Below are 16,066 nucleotides of genomic sequence, written 5' to 3' on the forward strand. Positions count from 1 at the left end.
CATTGTCGCCGCCTGATATGGTGCGGCCCGCCATGAAACGCCTCGTTCTCCTCACCCTGCTGGTCGTCGCCCAGACGGTCTGTGCCCAGACCGCTTCCCGCCCCAAGATCGGTGTCGTCCTCTCCGGCGGCGGTGCACGCGGCCTGGCACACATCGGCGTGCTGCGCGTGCTGGAGGAGCTGCAGGTGCCGGTGGACCTCATCGTCGGCACCAGCATGGGCGCGGTCGTCGGCGGCGCCTATGCTGCCGGGCGCAGCGTGGACGAGCTGGAAGCCCTGGTGAAGCGCGCCGACTGGAACGCCATCCTGACGGACCGCCCGGCTCGCGACCGCCTGTCGATCCGCCGCCGCGAGGACGACGAGCGCCTGCCCTCGCGCATCGAGTTCGGCTTCGACCTGCAGCGCGGCGCCATGCTGCCCGGTGGCGCCGCCGGCAACGGCCAGCTGGAGGCCACGCTGTCATCGCTGCTGCCGGCTGCCATGGCTGAGGCGCCGCTGCGCAAGCTGCCCATCCCGTTTCGCGCCGTCGCGACCGACCTGTTGTCGGGCGCCATGCTGGACCAGGCCGACACGCCGCTGTTCCTCGCGCTGCGCGCCTCCATGGCCGTGCCCGGCGTGTTCGCGCCGCTGCGCGTCAACGGCCGGCCGCTGGTTGACGGCGGCCTGGTGCGCAACCTGCCGGTGGACATCGCGCGTCATCTCGGCGCGGACATCATCATTGCCGTCAACGTCGGCACGCCGCTACTTGAAGACCGCGAGATCAGCAGCGCCGTGACCGTCGCCAACCAAATGCTGCAGATCCTGACCGAGCAGAACGTGCAGCGCTCTTTGCGCGAGCTGCAGCCGCAGGACATCGTCATCGATCCCGACCTGCACGGCATGGGCTTCATGGACTTCTCGCGCGCCGACGAGGCCATGGCCACCGGCCGGCGCGCGGCACTGGCCGCAGGTGCGCGCCTGGCAGCACTGGCCGCGACGGTCGACCACGCCGCCATCCAGGTCCGCCGCCTGGCACCGCCGGAATCCGAACTGCCCACCCTGCCCCTGGCCGAGCTGACGATCAGCGGTACCCATCGCCTCAACGCCGCAGCGCTGCTGGCCGAGCTGGCCCTGCCGCCCGGCACGCCGGTGAGCCGCGCCGACCTGAGCCGTGCCGTCGAGCAACTCGACGGCACCGGCGACCTCGACCGCATCGAGCTGCGCTTCCAGGACCGTGACGGCCAGCGCGACGTGGAGCTGCGTGTCACCGAGGCCCCATGGGCTTCCAGCCGCGTGCGCCTCGGCCTGGAGCTCTACAGCAACTTTGCCGACGCCAGCAGCTATTCGCTCGTCGGCATGCATGTGGCGAACTGGCTCAACCCCTGGGGTGCCGAACTGCGCAGCGTCGCCCGCATCGGCTCGGCGCGGGGGTTGAACACCGAGTTCTACCAACCGCTCGGCCCCGGCTCGCGCTGGTTCGCCAGCGCCAAGCTCAGCCACGCCGCGGGCGCCAGCGATCTCTTCGACCAAGGCCAACGCGCGCTGCGCCTGTCCAGCAGCCTGACCAGCGCCCAGCTCGAACTCGGCCACCGCATTGCGGGCCTGGGCGACATGCGCTTCGGGATCGGCCGGCTGCGGGCCGACGACGAGGTCGTGCTGCCGGTCATTCCGGGCGGCAGCCGGCGCACGCAGACCTACGGCCAGCAATATGTGGAGCTGCATACCGACACGCTGGACTCGCTGGCCTTCCCGAGCCGCGGCCAGTGGACGACGGCGCGCATCGAGTGGCTGCATCCGCGCGGCGAGTCCAGCGTCATCAACGCCTCGCTGCTGGGGCTGACGGCCTTTCGGCTGGGCGAATGGGCTGGCCAGCTTTACGGCGAATTCGCGCATGCCGAGCGCGGCCAGGCGCGATCGCTGGGCGGCTATCTGCGCCTGTCGGGCACACCCGACCGCTCGCTGGTGGGCGAGAACATGCTGCTGGCCCGCGTCGTCATGGCACGGCGCATCGGCGAGATGCCCGTCGGCCTCGGCGGTGCGGTGCGGGTCGGCTTTTCGCTGGAGACCGGCGCGGTGGGCGAAGGCGCTGGGCTCAAGCTGGCCAACCTGCCGCGCAGCGGCTGGCAGCAGGCGGTCAGCGGCTTCCTCAGCGTGGACACGCGGTTCGGGCCGTTCTACCTGGCGCTCGGCGCGACGCGACGCGGCGAGACGGCGGCCTATCTGCTGCTGGGGCCGAGCTGGTAGCGGCCATCTAGGGTCATTCGGCAAGGGCGGGCGCGCCGCTTGCCCCATGCGCAGGTTTGACGAGGACCGCACTTGGCACCACCCCCACTCCACCGCCTGCTCTACGTGAGCCGCGCCCACATCGACCCCTGCGGTGAGGAGCCGCGCCGCATCCTCGACGTGGCCACCGCACGCAATGCCAGCATGGGGGTGACCGGCCTGCTGTGCTTCTCGGGCGACCACTTCGCGCAGATCCTCGAAGGATCGACGGCGGCGCTGGCAGCGCTGATGTCGGCAATCCGTACCGACGCCCGCCACCACATGCTGCGCGAATGGCAGCCCCGCGAAGCGGCCGACGGCCGCCGCCTGTTCCCGGCCTGGGCGATGGGCTATACCCATGATGACCGCCTTGACCGGGCGATGACGCAAATGGTTCTGGAGGACCACGACATCCCGCTGGACATGGTGGCCGAAGTACTGTTCGCCGGCCTGGAGCTGTACCAGGCACACCCGGCGGCCTAGTGCCTTTCACGATGGCCGGCCCCGTCGCCCACCCACCACCGGACGAAGCCGGCTGGCTTGCGGCGCTTCCCGAGGCGGTGCTGGTTGTGTGCGACGAGGTCGTGGCCTACGCCAACCCGGCCGCGCGCGTGCTGTTCGATCCGTCGTCGCGCACTGCCCTGCTGGGCGAACGGCTGACGCGGCTGCTGCCGAACGACGGCACCGCCACGGCGGTGAGGCTCGACGGCAGCAGCTTCGCCGCGACCACGCTGTCCGCGCCGACCCACCTCGCTGGCCGACCCGCGCGGCTGCACGTGGTGCGCGACATGGAGACCGAAGCGGCGCTGCGCGAGGGGCTTGACCAGACGCGCATCGATCTGCTGGCCTTGTCGGGCCGCTTCATCCACCTGGGCGAGCAGGAACGCCGCCACATTGCGCGGGAGCTGCACGACGAGATCGGCCAATGCCTGAGCGCCATCCGTGTGCAGTTCGCCAAGCTGCAGCGGCGGACCGACTCACCCGAGTCGCTGGCACTGATCGACAGTGCAGCGGGCATGACCGAAAGGACGCTGGCGCGCGTGCGCAACCTGTCGCTGCAGTTGCATCCGCCCCAGTTGGACACCCTGGGGCTGGCTGCGGCGCTGCGCTGGCATGTCGACCAGCAGCGCGACCTGCACGATCTGGACATCCGCCTGCAGGTCGGGCGCCTGGCCGAGCCGCTGCCACCGGACCTGGGCATCGCGGTCTATCGCATCGTGCAGGAGTCGCTGTCCAACGCGCTGCACCATGCCGCAGCCGCGCAGGTGACGGTGCGGCTCGGCATGCAGGACGGCGCGCTCGAACTGGAAGTTAGCGACGATGGCCGGGGTTTCGATGCAGGCGATCTGTGCGGCCGGATTTACAGCCTCCCCACGCTCGGACTGCTTAGCATGACGCAACGCGCTTCGCTTCACGGTGGCGAATTGCATGTGACATCCGCACCAGGACAGGGCACGCAGATTGCCCTACGGCTTCCCGTCCCGGAAAACGGCAAGCATGACGAAGCAGCGAGTGATATTGGCCGATGACCATTCGCTGGTGAGGGCGGGCATCCGCTCGCTGATCGACGAACTGCCCGACCACCACGTCGTCGCGGAAGCGGAAGACGGCGAGCAGGCGGTAGAAATGGTCGGCCGCGACCGGCCGGACGTGCTGGTGCTCGACATCCACATGCCCAAACTCGACGGCATCCGGGCGCTGCCGCTGGTCAAGCAGGCCAGCCCGGCGACGCGGGTGTTGATGCTGTCCATGTATGACAGCGCCGACTTCATCATGCAGGCCCTGCGTGCGGGGGCCGACGGCTACCTGCTCAAGGATGCCGCCGCCATGGAACTGACGCTGGCGCTGCAGGCGCTCAAGGCCGGACGCTGCTACCTGAGCCCGCAGATTGCGCACACCGTCGTGCAGCACGCCATCGCAGCGGCGCCCACGCTGCCCGAACCGAACGCACCCAACCTGCCGCTGACGCCGCGCCAGATCGAGATCCTGACCCGCGTGGTGTCCGGCCACAGCATGAAAGAAATCGCCTACGAGCTGGCATTGAGCGTCAAGACGGTCGAGGCGCACCGCGCGCAGATCATGGACCGCCTGGGTGTGCGCAACCTGCCGCAACTGGTGCTGTTCGCCGTGCGTCGCGGCCTGGTGACCCCGGATCAACCCTGAGCCGGCGGCGCCGCGACATGACGCTTGCCCGGGAGTCGTCAGGCTTTGGAGGGGGTGACCCCGGCACTGCCTGATGGAGGCCGGCCGCGTTCTGGCCGACAACACGGACATCCCGACAGGCTGCGCAACGAGGCGCCGCTGGTTCGGAGCGAACCGTAGCAGGAGCTTTCATGTCCCACCCCCCGGAGACCGCGATGGCGGTCTCTCCCCCTTTGACTTCAGCCGTGGCGGGCGCGGTAGCCCGGCGAGCCGGTTCGTGTGAATATCTGACGTTCCGCGTCGGCGCAGAGGAATACGCCATCGACATCCTGCGCGTGCAGGAGATTCGCGGCCACGGCAAGGTGACCCGCATCGCCCACGCGCCGGCCGCCGTCAAGGGCGTCATCAACCTGCGCGGCGTCATCGTGCCGGTGATCGACCTGCGCGTATGTCTGCAGGCCGCGTCGGACTACCGTGACGAAGACACCGTCACCATCGTGCTCGACCTCGGCACACGTGTCGTGGGCACGGTGGTCGACGCCGTCTCCGACGTGCTGTCCCTCGATGAAGCGGACATCCGCCCAGCCCCCGAACTCGGCCACAGCGCCACCTCCGCCGCGCTGCTCGGCATCGCCACGCTGAACGAAGCCAGCGACGCCCGCCGCATGCTGGCCGTGTTGGACATCGAACGCCTGCTGGCCGACGCCGACGTCGGCCTTTGAACCCGTTGCCAGAAAGTCATATGAACAACCTCAAGCTTTCATCCCGCCTGGCGCTGGGCTTCGGCCTGGTGCTGACGCTGCTGGCCATCGTTGCGACCATCGGCATCTCGCGCATGGCCCAGCTCAACAGTCAGTTGGAGGGCATCGTCAACGTCAACAACGCGGAATCCCGCCTGGCTGTCGCGATGCGCGTGGCCATCAACCAGGTCGCCACAGCCACCCGCAACATCGTCCTGCTCACCGACGAAGCCGCCATGAAGGCCGAGGCGGAGCGCCTGCAGAAGTCCCGCGCCGACTACGACGCCGCCGAACAGCAGCTCGGCAAGATGTTCAACGACCTTGCCGAGACCTCGACGGAAGAGAAGGCACTGTTCGCTCGCATCCGTGAGCTGAAAGAAACCGCGCGGCCGCTCATCAACAAGGTGCTGGAACTGGGCCTGGCCAACAAGGCCGAAGAGGCGACGCTGGCCCTGATGAAGGAGGCGCAGCCCGCGCAGAACGCCTGGTTGCTGGCGCTGGGCGAGCTGGCCAAGCTCGAGGATGACCTCAGCAAGAAGGCGGCTGCAGATGCTGAGGCGGGCTACGCCATCGGCCGCAGCTTGATGCTCGGCGCCAGCCTGGTCGCCCTGCTGGTCGGCATCGTCGCAGCCGTGGTGCTGACACGCAGCATCCTCAAGCAGCTCGGTGGCGAGCCGGCCTATGCGACCGACGTCGTCAGCCGCATTGCCGGCGGCGACCTGTCGGTGACGGTCGACGTCCAGGCCGGTGACACCACCAGCCTGCTCGCAGCCATGAAGCGCATGCAGGCCGCGCTGGTCGAGGTGGTGGACAACATCCGCAGCGGCTCGGACAGCATCGCCACCGGCTCGGGCCAGATCGCCACCGGCAATGCCGACCTGTCGCAGCGCACCGAGGAACAGGCCAGCAACCTGCAGCAGACGGCCGCGTCGATGGAGCAGCTGACCAGCACCGTGCGCAACAACGCCGACGTGGCCCGCCAAGCCACCTCGCTGGCCAGCTCGGCCAGCACCGTGGCCGCCAAGGGCGGCGAGGTGGTGGGCAAGGTCGTGCACACCATGGAAGAGATCAGCGCCTCCAGCAAACGCATCTCCGACATCATCGGCGTCATTGACGGCATCGCCTTCCAGACCAACATCCTGGCGCTGAACGCCGCGGTCGAGGCGGCACGCGCCGGTGAGCAGGGCCGCGGCTTTGCCGTCGTGGCCGGCGAGGTACGCACGCTGGCCTCGCGCAGCGCCGAAGCCGCCAAGGAGATCAAGTCGCTGATCGGCGCCAGCGTCGAGAAGGTGGAAAACGGCACCGGCCTGGTCGCCGAAGCCGGCCGCACCATGGACGACATCGTCGCCCAGGTACGCCGGGTCAACGACCTGATTGCCGAGATCAGCGCCGCGACCGTCGAGCAGACCAGCGGCATCGGCCAGATCAACGACGCCGTCACCCAGCTCGACCAGGTGACGCAGCAGAACGCGGCGCTGGTGGAAGAAAGCGCCGCCGCGGCGGACAGCCTGCGCACCCAGGCCGACCTGCTGGTCAAGGCCGTGGCGACCTTCAAGACGGCCGACATGGGCGGCCGGCCCCAGGCAGCCGCACCGGCTGCCCGGCCCGCGCCAGCCCGCAAAGCTCCGACGCCGGTCAGGGCCGCTGCCGCCCGCCCTGCCAAGGCCGCGGCGCTGGCCGATGGCGACGGCTGGGAAGAACTCTGATCGCTCGACGCGGTCAGCCCGAGCCCGCCGCAAGGCGGGTTTTTTGCGTCAGCGTGGTGCGCCCAGCCAGAGCGCGGCCAGCGCGAAATCCTCCGGCCAGGTCACCTTGAAATTGGCCATCGAGGCGCGCACCAGTCGCGGCGCCAGGCCCAGCGCCTCGACGGCGCTGGCCTCGTCGGTCGCGGCGGCGCCTGTTCGCCTCAACGCCTTCTCGAGCAGACCGAGGCGGAACATCTGCGGCGTCTGCGCCGCCCACTTGTCGCGGCGGTCGACGGTGGCAGCGACACGGGCGTCGGCGTCGCCGGCCTTCAGCGTGTCGGCCACCGGTTGAGCCAGCAGGCCGCCGACGGCGTCGTGTTCGCAGGCGTCGATCAGCGCATCGACCCACGCCGGCCGCAGCAGGCAGCGCGCCGCGTCATGCACCAGCACCCAATCCTCATCACCCGCGCCGCGAAGGCGCAGTTCGGCCAGGCCACCCAGCACGCTGTCGGCGCGGCTTGCGCCACCGACGCGGGCCGCCCAGCCGCCCCAGTCGGGCAGCGCGGCCTCGAAGGCGTCATCGTCGGGCGACAGCACCACCAACGTCTGCGCGATCCGCGGCACGGCTGCCAGCGCGGCCAGTGTGTGGGCAAGCATGGGCTGGCCGGCGATGTCGACGTACTGCTTGGGCATGCCGGCGCCGGAGCGCTCGCCAATGCCGGCGGCGGGGACAAGGGCGAAGAAGCGGGCTGGGCTCATGGCGGCATTCTCGGCGCGGCCGACCGACAATCGGTCTTCATGCTGATCTCCGACCTCCGCCTGCGCCTGCGCACCCTCGGCGCCAACGCCGCCCATGAAAGCCGCGTGCTGCGCCACTGGGTGCGCGCCCTGCCCATCGAAGGCGGCAAGCGGCCGCTGCAGGGCTGGTTGCCCAAGGCGGTCATGGCGGCGCTGCCGGGCCTGATGGCGGAGCTGGATGGCCTGCTGGCGTTGCGCAGCGAGCATGCCGGCGGCGACGGCCAGTCGGCGCGGCTGCTGCTGGGTCTGCACGATGGGCAGACGGTGGAGACGGTGCTGCTGCCGCGCGACGGCGTCTGCGTGTCCAGCCAGGTGGGCTGCGCGGTGGGCTGCCAGTTCTGCATGACGGGCGTGGACGGGCTGATACGCCAGGTCGGCAGCGCCGAGATCGTGGCGCAGGTGGTGCTGGCGCGGCGCAAGAACGCGAAGCTGCGCAAGGTCGTCTTCATGGGCATGGGCGAGCCGGCACACAACCTGGCCAATGTGCTGGACGCGATCACGCTGCTTGGTCAGGAGGGCGGCTTCGCGCACAAGCAACTGGTGTTCTCGACTGTCGGCGACGAGCGCGCCTTCGCCGCCCTGCATGCGGCCGAGGTCAAGCCGGCCTTGGCGCTGTCGCTGCATACCACGGACGCCGCCAAGCGCGAGCGCCTGCTGCCGCGGGCGCCGCGGCTGACGCCCGAGCAACTGGTCGAGGCAGCGGACGCCTATTCGCGCGCCAGCGGCTACCCGACGCAGTACCAATGGACGCTTCTGGACGGCGTCAACGATGGGCCCGATGAGCTGGACGGTATTGCCCGGCTGCTCAAGGGCCGCTATGGCCTGTTGAACATGATCCCCTTCAACAGCGCGCCCGGCCTGCCCTTCACGCGGCCGAGCTGGGAGCGCGCCCGCGCCATCGCTGCCGAGTTGTGCAGCCGCGGCGTGCTGACCAAGCTGCGCGACTCGGCCGGCCAGGACGTGGAAGGCGGCTGCGGCCAGCTCCGCGCGCGGGAGGCGGTGGGTAGGCCGATGCGGGTGGTGAGGATTCACGCCTGATCAAGGGTTATCGACAGCCCGCCGCTGCGCGGTACGGTCGGTTCCAAACACAGAATGCCCCGACCGCCAGGACCCGCCCGGGCCGGTGAGAGAAGACATTCCGTTATGGAGGAGACATGACCCACATTCAAACGCTGGCTTCACGCGCGCGCAGTGCCACCGTGATCGCCGGCACCGCGCTGTGCCTTCAGGCCGCCGCAGCCCCGACCGTCAACAAGTTCGAACCGACCGCGCAACTGGGCGGTAGCGCGTTGCAACTCAACGGCAAGGGCACGCGCGTGCGTCTGGTCTTCAAGGCCTACGACATGGGCCTGTACACGACCAAGCGCGTCAGCACCGCAGCCGAGCTGTTTGCGCTGCCGGGCGCCAAGCGGCTGCAGTTCACCGCCCTGCGTGAACTGCCCGGCACCGACCTCGGCCGGCTCTTCCTGCGCGGCATCAGCGACAACACGCCCGCCGCGCAGCTGACCCGCCACACCCTGTCCACCACGCGCTTGATCGAGATCTTCTCCGGCAAGCCCAAGCTTGTGGCCGGCGACACCTTTGCGATGGACTTCGTGCCCGGCAAGGGCACGCAGTTCTACATCCAGGGCCAACCCCAGGGCGAGCCGATTGGCGACGACGAGTTCTTCACGCTGGTGTTGCGCATCTGGTTTGGCGACTCACCGGCCGACACGCAGCTGCGTGCCGCGTTGCTCGAAGGCCCGACGACCTAGAGGCGCATGTGAGAGTCAGTCTGGCTCAGCGAGCCAGGCGGCGAGGTCGCACCGCTGATGCAGCACGCGCCAGACGTCGAGATGATCATTCCGCTGTATGTAGAACAGCAAGTAGGGATGAACGGAGATTGCCCAACTGCGCAGGCCTGGGATACCCAACTCGTGCGCATGGCGCGTGGAGCCGATGCCGGGTTCGCGGGCGATCTGCTGCTGCGCGACGTCCAGCGCGTCAACGAAGCTCAACGCCGCATCGGCAGCGCCTTCGTTGAACAAGTGATCAAGCGCCTGCTCAACGTCATCCAGCGCCAGTGCGCGGAGGACGACCGGCAGCGTCACTTGCGCTTGCGCGCCTGGACGCGCTGGCGCAGGCTCGCGAAGAAAGCCGGCGTCATTTCCGCTGCGGGCGGCGATTGCGCGCCGTCCAACAGCAGCGCGCGCAGCGCTTCGCGCTCCTGGTCGCGACGGATCAGGTCGCGAACGTATTCACTGCTGCTGCCGTAACCCTTCTCGCTGACCCGCTCTTCGACGAAAGCACGCATCGGCTCGGGCAATGAGATGTTCATGGTGCTCATGCGGCCAAGACTACCGGCGTTGGCAAAAATTGGCAAGGCTTAGCGAGCAGACTTTACCCACTCCATCACCAACTCCCTCAGCACCGGCAGCGGCACCTGTCCCGCGGTGAGCACGACGCGGTGGAAGCCCTTGATGTCGAACTTCGCACCGAGCGCCTTTTCGGCCTCGGCGCGCAGCTTGGTCATCTCCAGCTGGCCGATCTTGTAGCCCAGCGCCTGGCCCGGCCAGACGATGTAGCGCTCGACTTCCGAGACCACATCGCTCTCGGCCATGGACGAGTTGTCCAGCATGTATTTGATGGCCTGATCGCGCGTCCAGCCCTTGTGGTGCAGGCCGGTGTCCACCACCAGCCGCATTGCGCGCAGCTGTTCGTCGGAAAGGCGCCCGTACCACTGGTAGGGGTCGGTGAAGAGGCCCAACTCCTTGCCCAGGCTCTCGGCATACAGCGCCCAGCCTTCGACATAGGCAACATAGGACGAGCCGTAGCGGCGGAACTTGGGCAGGTCCTGGTCTTCCTGCGCGATGGTGACCTGGAAGTGGTGGCCGGGCGAGGCCTCGTGCAGCGACAGCGTCTCCATGCCAAATATCGGCTGAGCCTTCAGGTTGAAGGTGTTCACATAGAACACGCCGGGCCGCGAGCCGTCGGTCGACGGGCTTTGGTAGGAAGCACCCGCCGCGCTCTCGGCGCGGAAGGCCTCGACCTCGCGCACCTCGTAGTCGGCCTTGGGCTGGATGTCGAAGAGCTTGGGCGTCAGCGCGTTGATCTTGTTCTGCAGGTCTCGGTAGCCGGCCAGCAGGTCTTCGGGCTTGCTGTAGTAGTACTTGGGGTCGTCCTGCAGGTGCTTGAAGAAGGCCTTCAAGTCACCCTGGAAGCCGACCTGCTTTCGCACGCCCTCCATCTCGCCGAGGATGCGCGCGACTTCCTTCAGACCAATGTCGTGGATTTCGTCCGGTGTCAGCGTCACCGTGGTGGACTGGCGCACGCGGTGGGCATACCAGGCCTTGCCGTCCGGCAGCGCCGACCAGGCCGTGCTTGTACGGGCCTTGGGCGTGTACTCGTCGCGCACAAAGGCCAGCAGGCGGGCGTAGGCCGGTAGCACCTGGGTGGCCAGCAGCTTGCGCATGTCGGCCGTGATCCGCTCGCGGTCGGCGGCCGGCACGGCCTCGGGGAAGTTCTTGATCGGGCCCCAGAACAGGCTCTTCTCAGGGTCGGTCACGGCCAGGGCGCTGAGCTGCGGCAGCACCTTGTCCATGACGGCGCGCGGCTGCACGACCCCGGCCTTCAAGCCATCGCGCATGTTGGCGATGCTGCCGTCCAGCACTGGCACGGCCAGCGCCAGGCGCTTGAGCCAGTCGTCGTAGTCCTTGGTGGTCTTGAAGGGCTGGATGGACTGGCCCGTGCCCAACTGCGCCAGGAAGTTCGGCAGGCCGCCGATCTGGCTGATGGGCTGCATCCACTCGGGGAAGCGCTGGCCGGCCAGGCTTTGCTCCAGGTCGAGTTTGAGGATGGCATAGGAGATGCGGTCCTTGGGTGCCAGCTTGGCCCTGTCGAAGCCGGCCAGCCCCTTCAGCTGGGCCTGCAGCTCGCGCGTGGCCTGGGCCCGATAGGCGGCGGTCGTCGTGTCGATGAGGCGGTCGTTGTAGCGCGGGTCGCCTAGCGATGTGGCGAGGACGGGCTGGCGCTGCAGGGTCAGCTCCCACTGGGCGTCCAGCCATTGGTGGAAGCGTTGACTCTCGGTCTGGGCGGCAAGGCTGGGCAAGCTCAATGACAGGCTGATGGCCAGCAGGCTCAGGGCGTGGCGACGGCGCATGGAATCTCCGGTTTGAAGTACCGCGATGCTAGCGATAGCCCCGCCCAGCAGCCGAAGGACATGCGTCCCTACAATTTGCAGGAGCCCCGCCTTTGCGGGGCTGTTGTCGTTTCCAGGCCCGCATGACCCTGCCCTCGCTGCCGCTCGTTCAACCGGGCAAGAAGTTCACCCACCCTCGCCCCGTCGGCTCGGCCGACGCCCTGCTGCTTGCGCGCTTCGTGCAGCAACAGCGCGACGCCGGCCGCATGGCTGCGATCTTCACGGCCGAGCCGGGGGACACCCAGCGGCTGGAAGACGAGCTGAAGTTCTTCGCGCCCGAGCTGAAGGTGGCCGTCTTTCCTGACTGGGAGACGCTGCCCTACGACAGCTTCAGCCCGCACCAGGACCTGATCTCCGAGCGTCTGGCGACGTTGTGGGAGCTGTTGCAGTCGCGCAAGACCAAGAGCATCGACGTCGTGCTGATGCCGGCGTCCACGGCGCTGACGCGGCTTGCACCGCCGAGCTTTCTGGCCGGCACAACCTTCAACTTCAAGCAGAAGCAGCGGCTGGACGAAGCCTCGCTGCGGTCACAGCTGACGCTGGCGGGCTACACCAACGTCAGCCAGGTCGTGCAGCCCGGCGAATACGCCGTGCGCGGCGGCTTGATCGACCTGTTCCCGATGGGCTCCAACGTGCCCTACCGCGTGGACTTGTTCGGTGACGAGGTCGATTCCATCCGCACCTTCGACCCCGACACCCAGCGCAGCCTCTACCCCGTGCCCGATGTGCGCCTGCTGCCCGGCCGCGAGTTCCCGATGGACGAGGCCGCGCGCAAGAAGTTCCGCGAGCGCTGGCGCGAGAAGATGGACGGCGACCCGACCAAAGCGCGCATCTACCGCGACATCGGCGACGGCATCGCCTCGGGCGGCATCGAGTACTACCTGCCGGTCTTCTTCGAGCAGACGGCGACGGTCTTCGACTACCTGGGCGACACCGCGGGCCTCGCCCTGCATGGCGAAGTGGACGAGGCCATCCAGCGCTTCTGGACCGACACGCGCGAGCGCCACCGCTTCCTGCAGCACGACCCCGAGCGACCACTGCTGCCGCCAGCAGAGATCTTTCTGACGAGCGAGGATTTCTTCGGCCTGACCCATGCCCATGCCGTGCTGTCGGTGCGCGGCAACGACCCGGTCGAGTTTGCGCGGCCCCTGCCCGACATCAGCGTCGAGCGCGGTGTGCAGGAGCCGCTGGCCCGCCTGGCCGCCCATCTCAAGGCGACGCCGCACCGTGTGCTGCTGTTGGCCGAGAGCGAGGGCCGCCGCGAAAGCCTGCTGGAGCAACTGCGCGACAGCAAGATCGAACCGCCTTCCGTCAAGGACCTGGCCGAGTTCCAGGCCAGCGACGAGAAGTACGCGATCACGGCCGCGCCGCTGGCCACGGGCTTCTTCTGGAACGACGCCCAACAGCCGGTTCAGCTCTTCACCGAGACCGAGCTGTTCGCGACGATGCCGACGACGCGGCGCAGGCGCAAGCAGGAGCAGGTCAGCGACGTCAATGCGCTGATCAAGGACCTGTCGGAGCTGAAGGTCGGCGACCCGGTCGTGCACATCAACCACGGCATCGGGCGCTACCAGGGCCTGGTCAACATCGATGTGGGTGACGGCAGCTCGGAGTTCCTGCACCTGGAATACGCCGACAAGGCCACGCTCTACGTGCCGGTCGCACAGCTGCACCTGATCGGCCGCTACACCGGCGTGTCGGCGGAAGAAGCGCCGCTGCACAAGCTCGGCTCGGGCCAGTGGGAAAAGGCCAAGCGCAAGGCCGCCGAGCAGGTGCGCGACACCGCAGCCGAACTGCTCAACCTCTATGCGCGCCGTGCTGCTCGCGAAGGCCATGCGTTCCGGTATTCGGGCCACGACTACGAGGCCTTCGCCGCGTCGTTCGGGTTCGAGGAAACGCCCGACCAGCGCGCTGCCATCCACGCCGTCATCCAGGACATGATCAGTCCCAAGCCCATGGACCGCCTCGTCTGCGGCGACGTGGGTTTTGGCAAGACCGAGGTGGCGTTGCGCGCCGCCTTTGTCGCCGTCATGGGCGGCAAGCAGGTCGCCATCCTGGCGCCGACGACGCTGCTGGCCGAGCAGCACTACCAGAACATCGTTGACCGCTTCGGCGCCTGGCCGGTCAAGGTGGCGGAGATGAGCCGCTTCCGCTCGGCCAAGGAGATCAAGGTTGCGATGGAGGGCATTGCCGATGGCACGCTGGACATCGTCGTGGGCACGCACAAGCTGCTGTCCGCCGAGGTCAAGTTCAACCGCCTCGGCCTGCTCGTCATCGACGAAGAACACCGCTTCGGCGTGCGCCACAAGGAGGCGATGAAGGCCATGCGCGCCGAGGTCGACGTGCTGACGTTGACCGCCACGCCCATCCCGCGCACGCTGGGCATGGCACTGGAAGGCCTTCGCGACCTGTCGGTCATCGCCACCGCGCCGCAGCGGCGCCTGGCCATCAAGACCTTCGTGCGCGCCGAGAGCAGCGGCACCATCCGTGAGGCCGTGCTGCGCGAACTCAAGCGCGGCGGGCAGGTCTACTTCCTGCACAACGAGGTCGAGACCATCGAGAACCGCCGCCAGAAGCTGGAAGAGCTGGTGCCCGAGGCGCGCATCGTCATCGCCCACGGCCAGATGCCCGAGCGAGAGCTGGAGCGCGTCATGCGCGAGTTCGTGCAGGGCAAGCACAACCTGCTGCTGTGCTCGACCATCATCGAGACCGGCATCGACGTGCCGAGTGCCAACACCATCATCATTGCCCGCGCCGACAAGTTCGGCCTGGCGCAACTGCACCAGCTGCGTGGCCGCGTCGGCCGGTCCCACCACCAAGCCTATGCCTACCTGATGGTCCCCGATATGCAGGGCCTGACCAAGCAGGCCATGCAGCGCCTCGATGCCATCCAGGCGATGGAGGAACTGGGCTCGGGCTTCTACCTGGCCATGCACGACCTGGAGATCCGCGGCGCCGGCGAAATGCTGGGCGAGCACCAGAGCGGCAACATGATGGAGGTGGGCTTCCAGCTCTACAACGACATGCTCAGCGAGGCCGTGCGCTCGCTCAAGGCCGGCCGCGAGCCCGACCTGCTGTCACCCTTTGCCGCCACGACCGAGATCAACCTTCACGCGCCCGCGCTGCTGCCCGACGCCTACTGCGGCGACGTTCAGGTGCGGCTGAGCCTCTACAAGCGCCTGGCAACCGCGGAGAAGAACGAGCAGATCGACGCCATGCTTGAAGAGATCACCGACCGCTTCGGCAAGCTGCCCACGCAGGGCCAGACGCTGTTCGACACGCACCGCCTGCGCGTGCTGGCCAAGCCCTACGGCGTCAGCAAGATCGACGCGGCGCCGACGCTCATCAACATCAACTTCCGCAAGGACCCGCCCATCGACCCGATGCGCGTCATCGAGCTGGTGCAGAAGAACCGCAACATCAAGCTGGTCGGCAACGAGAAGCTGCGCATCGAGAAGGCGCTCACCAGTCCGCAGGACCGGGCGCAGGCGGTGCGGGAGGTGTTGCGACTGCTGGGGCAGCCGACCAAGACCTGAGCCAAATGACCCATGGGGTAACGAGACGTTGTGCCGGGAAAAAGTTCGCGGCAATTCGCACCACCATGCTCATTCACGCACGGGGGTTTCGCAGTTACGTCGGCAGGCTGCGGCAGTGACTTAGGGGGCTGTTTGGCGCTTCGGCGGCTGCCTAGACTGCGCCGCCCATCAACGCTGGAGACCCCCATGAAGAAGTTGCTTGCCATGGCCGCACTGCTGCCCACCTTGGCCAGCGCCGCGAGCCTGCTTGACTCGACCGTGAACGTGCATTACCACTTCGTCGACGGACCGCAGACGCAGAACACCCTGGACAAGGTGTGGGTGACCGCAGGCGCCGAGCTGACCTGCCCCGGTGGCGCCGAAATCTGCAATGTGCTGACCGCGCCAACGCAAAGCCTGGACTTCAGCGCCAATGCCATCCGTTATGACTACGGCGGCGCCGGCACAGGCTTCCTGGACATCCAGCACAACCGGTTCCAGTTCACCTCGCTTTACGACGACGCCACCGTCATTACCGGCGTGCAGCTGTCTACCAACATCTCCGGGCTGGACGCCTCACGCATCAGCTTTGGCGGGCATGAGCTGAAGGTCGACATGCGCGGCCTGCAAGTCGGCGCAGATGCCTATTTCCAGCTGGACCTGGTGACGGCGCCGGTGCCCGAGCCTGCCAGCGCGGCGCTGCTGATGGGCGGCCTCGCCTTGCTCGTGGCCGGCCGCCGCCGCCGCTGACACGCCGCTACGGCTGCGG

At 68.1% G+C, this 16,066-nt stretch carries 14 protein-coding genes; 10 read left to right on the top strand and 4 right to left on the bottom strand.

The genetic code is table 11. The features are described from left to right. The first annotated feature begins 32 nt into the window (after positions 1–32). From ASC81_RS16040 to ASC81_RS16065, 6 genes are all read left to right on the top strand, one after another. On the top strand, positions 33–2,222 hold the full coding sequence (locus ASC81_RS16040) for a patatin-like phospholipase family protein (protein WP_162245910.1): 2,190 nt from the start codon (positions 33–35) through the stop codon (positions 2,220–2,222). A gap of 72 nt (positions 2,223–2,294) precedes the next feature. Then, a complete protein-coding gene (locus ASC81_RS16045; RefSeq protein ID WP_056269139.1) occupies positions 2,295–2,723 on the top strand; it encodes a BLUF domain-containing protein in 429 nt (142 codons plus the stop codon). A gap of 11 nt (positions 2,724–2,734) precedes the next feature. Beyond that, on the top strand, positions 2,735–3,769 hold the full coding sequence (locus tag ASC81_RS16050; protein ID WP_056269141.1) for a sensor histidine kinase: 1,035 nt from the start codon (positions 2,735–2,737) through the stop codon (positions 3,767–3,769). Further along, positions 3,738–4,403, top strand: a complete 666-nt coding sequence (locus ASC81_RS16055; protein ID WP_056269143.1) for a response regulator transcription factor — start codon at positions 3,738–3,740, stop codon at positions 4,401–4,403. Before ASC81_RS16050 ends, ASC81_RS16055 begins: the two co-directional genes overlap by 32 nt. 170 nt (positions 4,404–4,573) lie before the next feature. Beyond that, on the top strand, positions 4,574–5,104 hold the full coding sequence (locus ASC81_RS16060) for a chemotaxis protein CheW (RefSeq protein WP_235533679.1): 531 nt from the start codon (positions 4,574–4,576) through the stop codon (positions 5,102–5,104). Positions 5,105–5,124: 20 nt separating this feature from the next. Then, positions 5,125–6,828 (top strand): methyl-accepting chemotaxis protein, encoded by a 1,704-nt coding sequence (locus ASC81_RS16065; protein WP_056269148.1) that lies wholly within the window; start codon positions 5,125–5,127, stop codon positions 6,826–6,828. A 48-nt stretch (positions 6,829–6,876) separates the two neighbouring features. On the opposite strand, the gene ispD is transcribed toward ASC81_RS16065, so the two are convergent. Then, the gene (gene ispD / locus ASC81_RS16070; protein WP_056269947.1) at positions 6,877–7,566 is read right to left on the bottom strand and encodes a 2-C-methyl-D-erythritol 4-phosphate cytidylyltransferase; all 690 of its coding nucleotides are present in this window, start codon (positions 7,564–7,566) and stop codon (positions 6,877–6,879) included. Between the two features lie 39 nt (positions 7,567–7,605). Here ispD and ASC81_RS16075 point away from each other — a divergent pair, with 39 nt between their 5' ends. Both ASC81_RS16075 and ASC81_RS16080 read left to right on the top strand, forming a co-directional pair. Further along, the gene (locus tag ASC81_RS16075) at positions 7,606–8,643 is read left to right on the top strand and encodes an RNA methyltransferase (RefSeq protein WP_056269150.1); all 1,038 of its coding nucleotides are present in this window, start codon (positions 7,606–7,608) and stop codon (positions 8,641–8,643) included. Between the two features lie 116 nt (positions 8,644–8,759). Further along, positions 8,760–9,359: a chalcone isomerase family protein gene (locus ASC81_RS16080; RefSeq protein WP_056269153.1), complete on the top strand. Its 600-nt coding sequence runs from the start codon at positions 8,760–8,762 to the stop codon at positions 9,357–9,359. Positions 9,360–9,374: 15 nt separating this feature from the next. Here ASC81_RS16080 and ASC81_RS16085 read toward each other — a convergent pair whose 3' ends face one another. From ASC81_RS16085 to ASC81_RS16095, 3 genes are read right to left on the bottom strand one after another with little or no spacing between them, the layout of a single operon-like run. Further along, entirely contained in the window at positions 9,375–9,695 is a 321-nt protein-coding gene (locus tag ASC81_RS16085; RefSeq protein WP_056269155.1) for a type II toxin-antitoxin system RelE/ParE family toxin, read from the bottom strand. Next, positions 9,692–9,922 (bottom strand): type II toxin-antitoxin system ParD family antitoxin, encoded by a 231-nt coding sequence (locus ASC81_RS27545; protein ID WP_369820861.1) that lies wholly within the window; start codon positions 9,920–9,922, stop codon positions 9,692–9,694. The genes ASC81_RS16085 and ASC81_RS27545 overlap by 4 nt, the downstream gene beginning before the upstream one ends. Positions 9,923–9,970: 48 nt before the next feature. Further along, on the bottom strand, positions 9,971–11,743 hold the full coding sequence (locus ASC81_RS16095) for a DUF885 family protein (RefSeq protein WP_156392176.1): 1,773 nt from the start codon (positions 11,741–11,743) through the stop codon (positions 9,971–9,973). 122 nt (positions 11,744–11,865) lie between these two features. Here ASC81_RS16095 and mfd point away from each other — a divergent pair, with 122 nt between their 5' ends. Beyond that, positions 11,866–15,318, top strand: a complete 3,453-nt coding sequence (mfd, locus tag ASC81_RS16100) for a transcription-repair coupling factor (protein WP_056269162.1) — start codon at positions 11,866–11,868, stop codon at positions 15,316–15,318. A 186-nt stretch (positions 15,319–15,504) separates the two neighbouring features. Next, complete coding sequence (locus ASC81_RS16105) at positions 15,505–16,047, top strand: PEP-CTERM sorting domain-containing protein (protein ID WP_056269163.1); 543 nt, start codon at positions 15,505–15,507, stop codon at positions 16,045–16,047. Positions 16,048–16,066: the final 19 nt, after the last annotated feature.

It is taken from the genome of Pelomonas sp. Root405 (assembly GCF_001425165.1).
GTDB lineage: Bacteria > Pseudomonadota > Gammaproteobacteria > Burkholderiales > Burkholderiaceae_C > Pelomonas.

Excerpts from the sequence above, each read along its gene's own strand:
- ASC81_RS16040 (WP_162245910.1), top strand. The coding sequence starts at position 33 with ATGAAACGCCTCGTTCTCCTCACCCTGCTGGTCGTCGCCCAGACGGTC.
- ASC81_RS16050 (WP_056269141.1), top strand. The coding sequence starts at position 2,735 with ATGGCCGGCCCCGTCGCCCACCCACCACCGGACGAAGCCGGCTGGCTT.
- ASC81_RS16055 (WP_056269143.1), top strand. The coding sequence starts at position 3,738 with ATGACGAAGCAGCGAGTGATATTGGCCGATGACCATTCGCTGGTGAGG.
- ASC81_RS16060 (WP_235533679.1), top strand. The coding sequence starts at position 4,574 with ATGTCCCACCCCCCGGAGACCGCGATGGCGGTCTCTCCCCCTTTGACT.
- ASC81_RS16065 (WP_056269148.1), top strand. The coding sequence starts at position 5,125 with ATGAACAACCTCAAGCTTTCATCCCGCCTGGCGCTGGGCTTCGGCCTG.
- ispD (WP_056269947.1), bottom strand. The coding sequence starts at position 7,566 with ATGAGCCCAGCCCGCTTCTTCGCCCTTGTCCCCGCCGCCGGCATTGGC.
- ASC81_RS16075 (WP_056269150.1), top strand. The coding sequence starts at position 7,606 with ATGCTGATCTCCGACCTCCGCCTGCGCCTGCGCACCCTCGGCGCCAAC.
- ASC81_RS16080 (WP_056269153.1), top strand. The coding sequence starts at position 8,760 with ATGACCCACATTCAAACGCTGGCTTCACGCGCGCGCAGTGCCACCGTG.
- ASC81_RS27545 (WP_369820861.1), bottom strand. The coding sequence starts at position 9,922 with ATGAACATCTCATTGCCCGAGCCGATGCGTGCTTTCGTCGAAGAGCGG.
- ASC81_RS16095 (WP_156392176.1), bottom strand. The coding sequence starts at position 11,743 with ATGCGCCGTCGCCACGCCCTGAGCCTGCTGGCCATCAGCCTGTCATTG.
- mfd (WP_056269162.1), top strand. The coding sequence starts at position 11,866 with ATGACCCTGCCCTCGCTGCCGCTCGTTCAACCGGGCAAGAAGTTCACC.
- ASC81_RS16105 (WP_056269163.1), top strand. The coding sequence starts at position 15,505 with ATGAAGAAGTTGCTTGCCATGGCCGCACTGCTGCCCACCTTGGCCAGC.